Below are 6,679 nucleotides of genomic sequence, written 5' to 3' on the forward strand. Positions count from 1 at the left end.
CAATTATCTGCCGAATTCCTTGGCAAGCCTGGCGCTTATCCTAGTCGGACTTCGTGACGGGAGATTGGAAGAATTCTCAGATCAGGTCCAGTCGAATTGTCTTCGCTCCTCGATCAGTTTATCTGATGATTCATGATTACGCTCCGCCAGCTCCGTTATCTCGCCGCTCTCGCCAAACATGGCCATTTCGGCCGCGCGGCCGAGGCCTGCAACGTCACCCAGCCTGCGCTGTCGATGCAGATACGCGATCTCGAACGGACACTGGGCGTGCAGGTGGTGGAGCGCCGGCCTGGCGAGGTGATGCTGACCGATGTGGGGCGCGAAGTAGCGCGACGCGGTGAAGACGTGCTCGCGGCTTCGCGCGATCTGGTCGACTTTGCACGGCACCGCGGCGGGCTGCTGACCGGACGGTTGACGCTCGGCGTGATCCCGTCGCTTGCGCCGTATCTGCTGCCGCGGATTCTGCCGGTGCTGCAGAAACAGTTTCCGGAATTGCGGCTGGAGCTGCGTGAGACGCAAACCAAGCAACTGGTCGACGATATCAAGTCAGGCGCACTCGATGCCGCGATGCTGGCGCTGCCGCTTGGCGAGTCCGAGATCGACACGGCCAAGCTATTCGACGATCTGTTCCTACTGGCGGTGCCGGCAGACGACCCCCGCCCTGCCGACAAACGCATCAAGGCGATGGAGATCGACCAGAGCCGGCTGATCCTGCTGGAAGACGGCCACTGCCTGCGCGACCAGGCGTTGGCCTTCTGCGCCACCGCAGCGCGCGGCCATCAGTCCGGCGGCAACGGCATGGCCTTCGCCGCGTCCAGCCTCTCCACCGTCATGCAGATGGTTGCCAGCGGCTATGGCGTCACGCTGATCCCGCAAATCGCCGCCGACGTCGAGCAGCGCGACCAGCGCGTTAAATTCCTGCGGCTGGAGAATCCGCAGCCCGGCCGCACCATCGGCCTGGCGTTTCGTCGAACGTCGCCGCGCAAGGCGGACTTCGCCGCATTGGGCGATGTGGTGAAGGACAGCGTTATCGGCTGACCGAGATCGGCCGCAAAAGAAAACGCACCGGCGCGGCTGCGCCGATGCGTTTTCGGATGAGTGAGGCGCTCGCGCTCAGCTCTTCTGCTTGGCGATCACCTTGTCCTTGATGCCGTCATAGGTCTTTTCGGGCACGATCTTCTTCTGCACGAGTTCATCCTTACCCTTATACGGGCGGCCTTTGATGATCGCCGCCGAATAGGCCTTGCCGATACCCGGCAGTGCCTCGAGCGCCTCGACACTGGCGGAGTTGAGATCGAGCAGTTCAACCTTCGCGCCCGCCGTCGGAGACGTCTTGGTCGCCGCGGGTGCCATCTTGGAATCAGCAGGCGCCATCTTGCCGGCGGGAGCAGCGGGCTGCGGCGACTGCGCCATCGACGGCGCGGATGCGAGCAGACCCAGAGTGAGAGCGGCAGCGGTCAAAGTAGCAAATCTGAAATGGCGCATCGGTTTGTCCCTCCAAGGACGGTTAAGTAACGCAACCAAGCTAGCTGCGGATTCATGGCGACGCCATGGCGCGAAAATGAACCGCAGATAAAAGCTGAAACTTATTTTGGTAGTGTTTTGGTAGTTGAGATGGCTTCTTCAGATGAAGACTGTACTTACGACCCCGCCTGCAGCGCCTTGTCGATCTCGACTTTCAGCACGCGCTCGTAATTCTCCTGCGTGATGCCGCCGACCATCTTGTAGGCGACGCGGCCATCACGGCCGACGATGAAGGTCTCGGGCACGCCATAGACACCCCATTCGATCGCGGCGCGGCCATTGCCGTCGACGCCGACGATGCCGAACGGATTGCCATAACGGCCGAGGAAGCGCCGGGCATTATCCGGCGAATCCTTGTAGTTGATGCCAACTAGCTGCAGCCGCTTGTCCTTGCCGAGCTCCGTCAGCAGCGGCGCCTCGTCATGGCATGGCACGCACCACGATGCCCAGACATTGACGAGACTGACCTTGCCCTTGAATGCTGCGGGATCGAGACCCGGCACAGGCGCACCGCGCTCCGCGAGGCCTTCCAGCGCCGGCAATGTCGTCTGCGGCGCGGCGCGGCCGATCAATGCCGAGGGAAGTTTCGCCGGATCGGCTCCGAGCCGAAACCAGAACAGCGCCGCCAAAGCAGCAAAGATCAGCAGAGGCAGTGCCAGCACCCAGCGGCGCTTCGGAGCGGCTTGCGACGTCATGTGAGATCCGCCGCGCCGCGGCCCGAACGCCGCGCCACCCCCGAAGACTCTAGCTCATGCAGCCGCGCGCGGACGCGGCGATGATCGATGTCGATCCAGACGATCAGGATCAGCACTACAGCCGCGACCAGCACGTAAGACGTAACGATGAAGGATGCGTACGGACCGAGCGCCATCACGGGAGTGCCACCGGCTTCGAGGCCTGCAGCATCTGCAGCGCACGCAATCGACGCCGCAGAATCTCGTTACGCATCGCGGCGAGATGCAACGTGATGAACAGCAGCGAGAACGCCACCGCCATCACCAGCAGCGGGATCAGAAACGACTTGTCGAGCGACGAGCCGCCCATCTTCATCACCGACGCCGGCTGATGCAGCGTATTCCACCAGTCCACGGAGAACTTGATGATCGGAATATTGATCGCACCGACCAGCGTCAGCACCGCTGCAGCGCGCGCCGCACGCGATGGATCTTCCACTGCGCGCCACAGCGCGATCAGGCCGAGATACATCAGAAACAGGATGAGCACCGAGGTCAGTCGGGCGTCCCATTCCCAATAGGTGCCCCACATCGGCCGGCCCCATAGCGATCCGGTAACCAGCGCGAGAAAGGTGAAGGCGGCACCGATCGGCGCCGCCGCCTTTGCTGCGACATCGGCGAGCGGATGCCGCCACACCAGCGTGCCCAGCGAGGCCACGCTCATGACGCCCCAGACGAACATCGAGAGCCAGGCATTCGGCACATGGATGAACATGATCTTGACGGTGGCGCCCTGCTGATAGTCGTCCGGCGCCATCGCCGACTGATACAGGCCGATCGCAAGCAGAATGCCCGTCGCCATCGCCAGCCACGGCAGGATGCGGGTGGCGAGCGACAGGAACCGGGTGGGATTGGCGAGTTCGGTCAACGTCATGGCATTTCCAATAGTCGCGGCTCTGTCCGCGATCAATGCAACTTATTCTCGTTCAACACAGCTCGCGACGAGTTGACCCAGGTCAATCCAGTGTCTCAGCCTGTCGTGATTATTCCAACCGTCTCAATCCAGTCCATGTCGCAGGCTCGCCGCCGCCGCAAAAGGCCCGATCACAAGGCTCGCCAGCGACAACGCGCAAAGGATCGAGAACGGCGTCGAGAATGACATGCCGCCCTCGGGCGCGGCGATGGCCGCATTTGAGGCGGCGACGCCGAAGATCAGCACGGGGATCGAGAGCGGCAGCACCAGAACGGCCAGCAGCAGGCCTCCGCGCTGCAACGTCACCGCCAGGGCAGCACCGATCATGCCCGTGAAGGTCAGTGCCGGCGTGCCCGCCAGCAGCGTCACCGCCACCGCCAGCGTCGCCGGACCATCGAGATTGAGCAGTAGTCCCAGCACTGGCGTGGCGACGATCAGCGGCACGCCGGCGGCCAGCCAGTGTGCGAGGGCCTTGGCGGCGCAGGCCAGTTCCAGCGGCGTCCGGCTCATCAGGATGAGATCCAGCGAGCCATCGTCATGATCGGCGGTGAACAGCCGATCGAGGGTGAGCAGGCTGGCCAGCAGCGCCCCGAGCCACAAGATTGCCGGCCCCAACCGCGCCAGCAGCGCCAGATCGGGGCCCAGCGCGAACGGCATCAGCACCACGACCGTGAGGAAAAACAATACGCCGATCAGCGCCCCGCCGCCGACGCGGACGGCAATGCGAATGTCGCGACGAATCAACGCGCCGAGAGCGCTCACGCCTCGCCCCCGATGCGCAGTTCTCGCGCGGGGATGCCGAGCGGGCCGTGGGTCGCGGCGATGATCAAACCACCAGTGGCCAAATGATCGGTCATCAGCCCTGCAAACACACGCTGGCTGGCGAGATCAAGCGCTGCAGTCGGTTCGTCGAGCAGCCAGATCGGCCGGCGGACGGTCAGCAATCGCGCAATCGACAGCCGGCGGCGCTGGCCGGCCGACAGGAAGCCCGCAGGCAGCCCTGCGGCATGAGAGAGACCCACCGCTGCAATACACGCGGCCGGATCGGCCGGCGTGCCACCGAGAAATTCCGCCCAGAAGGTCAGGTTCTCCGTCACCGTTAAAGCCGGCTTCATGGCGTCGCGGTGACCGAGATAATGGGCCTGTTCGGCGAGGGTCATTTCGCTGTCGCCGCCCTCAAGGGTGATGATGCCCGCAGCCGGCACCAGCAGATCGGCTATCAACCGCAGCAATGAGGTTTTGCCTGCCCCGTTGGGGCCAACGACCGCCACGGCCTCGCCTGCCGCGGCATCGAAGTCCAGTCCGGCGAAGACTTCGCGGCCACCCCGCAGGCATCTCAAATTGCGCCCCGAGAGCCGCATCTTAACCCTTCCATGACCATCTGATTTGGTTCAGAAGTCGCCGCCGCGTTGTTGCACTATTTCGCAGGGCTGCAAACGATTGTCGGTGTGGCGGCGTCTCTAGAAAGATTCTATAAGCCGGAACTTGATGCAGCACACAATCGGCGCCTCAAGCAAACCGGCCTCCTCGACGACGGTGTTTTGATACCTCTTGCCGGGTATCAGTTAACTGAATTGGGACCCCTTCACATGACCTCGCTCGACAGTTTCAAATGCCAGAAGACCCTCAAGGTTGGCGCCAAGACCTATGTTTACTACAGCCTGCCGCTAGCCGAAAAAAACGGTCTGAAGGGCATTTCGAAGCTGCCTTACTCCATGAAGGTGCTGCTCGAAAACCTGCTGCGCAATGAAGACGGTCGTAGCGTCAAGAAAGACGACATCCTCGCCTTCTCGAAGTGGCTGAAGAAGCGCAAGCTTGAGCATGAAATCTCGTTCCGCCCGGCCCGCGTGCTGATGCAGGACTTCACCGGCGTCCCAGCGGTGGTCGATCTTGCGGCGATGCGCAACGCGATGCAGGCGCTGAAAGGCGACCCCAAGAAGATCAACCCGCTGGTCCCGGTCGATCTGGTCATCGATCACTCGGTGATCGTGAACTTCTTCGGTGACAACAAGGCGTTCGGCAAGAACGTCGCCGAAGAGTACAAGCAGAACAAGGAACGCTATGAATTCCTGAAGTGGGGCCAGAGCGCCTTCTCGAACTTCTCCGTCGTGCCGCCCGGCACTGGTATCTGCCACCAGGTCAATCTCGAATATCTCGCCCAGACCGTCTGGACCAAGAAGCAGAAGATGACGGTCGGCAGGAAGACCGGCACCTTCGAAGTCGCATACCCTGACACGCTGGTCGGTACCGATTCGCACACTACGATGGTCAACGGTCTCGCCGTACTCGGCTGGGGCGTCGGCGGTATCGAGGCGGAAGCCGCGATGCTCGGCCAGCCGCAGTCGATGCTGCTGCCCGACGTGGTCGGCTTCAAGCTGAAGGGCGCACTGAAGGAAGGCGTCACCGCCACTGACCTCGTGCTCACCGTCACCCAGATGCTGCGCAAGCAGGGCGTGGTCGGCAAGTTCGTCGAATTCTACGGCCCCGGCCTCGATTATCTGTCGGTTGCCGACAAGGCGACCATCGCCAACATGGCTCCGGAATACGGCGCGACCTGCGGCTTCTTCCCGGTCGATTCCGAAACCATCGACTTCCTCAAGACCACCGGCCGCAAGACCCCGCGCGTTGCGCTCGTGTCCGCCTATGCCAAGGCGCAGGGCCTCTATCGCACAGCCAAGTCGCCCGATCCGGTGTTCACCGAGACCCTGACCCTCGACCTCGGCGACGTCGTGCCGTCGATGGCCGGTCCGAAGCGTCCGGAAGGCCGCGTCGCACTGCCCGCGATCGCCGATGGCTTCGCTGCTGCCATGACCAGCGAATACAAGAAGACCGGGGACACCTCGGGTCGCTTCGCGGTTGAAGGCAAGAACTTCGATCTTGGCCATGGCGACGTGGTCATCGCCGCCATCACCTCCTGCACCAACACTTCGAATCCCTCGGTGCTGATCGCCGCCGGCCTGCTGGCGCGCAACGCGGTCGCCAAGGGCCTCAAGGCCAAGCCGTGGGTGAAGACCTCGCTGGCCCCCGGCTCCCAGGTCGTCGCCGAGTATCTCGCAAATTCGGGCCTGCAGCTCGACCTCGACAAGGTCGGCTTCAACCTGGTCGGATTCGGCTGCACCACCTGCATCGGCAATTCCGGCCCACTGCCGCCCGAGATCTCGAAGGCGATCAACGACAACGGCATCATCGGCGCCGCCGTGCTGTCGGGTAACCGCAACTTCGAAGGCCGCGTTTCGCCGGACGTCCAGGCGAACTATCTCGCCTCACCGCCGCTGGTCGTTGCCCATGCGCTCGCGGGCACCGTGACCAGGAACCTCGCGGTCGAGCCTATCGGCGAAGGCAAGGACGGAAAGCCGGTCTATCTGAAGGACATCTGGCCCACCACGAAGGAAGTGAACGCCTTCATCAAGAAATACGTCACCTCGACGATCTTCAAGAAGAAGTACGCCGACGTGTTCAAGGGCGACACCAACTGGCGCAAGATCAAGACGGTCGAGAGCGAGACCTA

8 protein-coding genes are annotated in these 6,679 nt (G+C 62.8%); 2 read left to right on the plus strand and 6 right to left on the minus strand.

The genetic code is table 11. The features are described from left to right. Positions 1-132: 132 nt before the first annotated feature. The gene (locus tag ACEK02_RS03510; protein ID WP_371420407.1) at positions 133-1,038 is read left to right on the plus strand and encodes a LysR substrate-binding domain-containing protein; all 906 of its coding nucleotides are present in this window, start codon (positions 133-135) and stop codon (positions 1,036-1,038) included. Between the two features lie 75 nt (positions 1,039-1,113). Here the strand turns inward: ACEK02_RS03510 and ACEK02_RS03515 are convergent, their stop codons facing one another. The 6 genes from ACEK02_RS03515 to ccmA form a co-directional block, all read right to left on the minus strand. Further along, positions 1,114-1,485 (minus strand): ComEA family DNA-binding protein, encoded by a 372-nt coding sequence (locus ACEK02_RS03515; RefSeq protein ID WP_371420408.1) that lies wholly within the window; start codon positions 1,483-1,485, stop codon positions 1,114-1,116. A gap of 155 nt (positions 1,486-1,640) precedes the next feature. Beyond that, the gene (locus tag ACEK02_RS03520; protein ID WP_371420409.1) at positions 1,641-2,219 is read right to left on the minus strand and encodes a DsbE family thiol:disulfide interchange protein; all 579 of its coding nucleotides are present in this window, start codon (positions 2,217-2,219) and stop codon (positions 1,641-1,643) included. Then, positions 2,216-2,395 carry a heme exporter protein CcmD gene (gene ccmD / locus ACEK02_RS03525; protein ID WP_371420410.1) on the minus strand — a complete coding sequence of 60 codons (180 nt, stop codon included), beginning with the start codon at positions 2,393-2,395 and terminating at the stop codon, positions 2,216-2,218. Before ccmD ends, ACEK02_RS03520 begins: the two co-directional genes overlap by 4 nt. Then, positions 2,395-3,132, minus strand: a complete 738-nt coding sequence (locus tag ACEK02_RS03530; RefSeq protein WP_175369272.1) for a heme ABC transporter permease — start codon at positions 3,130-3,132, stop codon at positions 2,395-2,397. The genes ccmD and ACEK02_RS03530 overlap by 1 nt, the downstream gene beginning before the upstream one ends. Before the next feature lie 123 nt (positions 3,133-3,255). Then, positions 3,256-3,933 (minus strand): heme exporter protein CcmB, encoded by a 678-nt coding sequence (gene ccmB, locus ACEK02_RS03535; RefSeq protein ID WP_371420411.1) that lies wholly within the window; start codon positions 3,931-3,933, stop codon positions 3,256-3,258. Then, positions 3,930-4,532 (minus strand): heme ABC exporter ATP-binding protein CcmA, encoded by a 603-nt coding sequence (ccmA, locus tag ACEK02_RS03540; RefSeq protein ID WP_371420412.1) that lies wholly within the window; start codon positions 4,530-4,532, stop codon positions 3,930-3,932. Before ccmA ends, ccmB begins: the two co-directional genes overlap by 4 nt. 228 nt (positions 4,533-4,760) lie before the next feature. Between ccmA and ACEK02_RS03545 the strand changes: the two genes are divergently transcribed. Further along, the coding region (locus ACEK02_RS03545) for an aconitate hydratase (protein WP_371420413.1) at positions 4,761-6,679 on the plus strand (1,919 nt) is incomplete at its 3' end.

Origin of the sequence: Tardiphaga sp. (genome assembly GCF_041424195.1) — a bacterium.
In the GTDB taxonomy this organism is placed as follows: domain Bacteria; phylum Pseudomonadota; class Alphaproteobacteria; order Rhizobiales; family Xanthobacteraceae; genus Tardiphaga.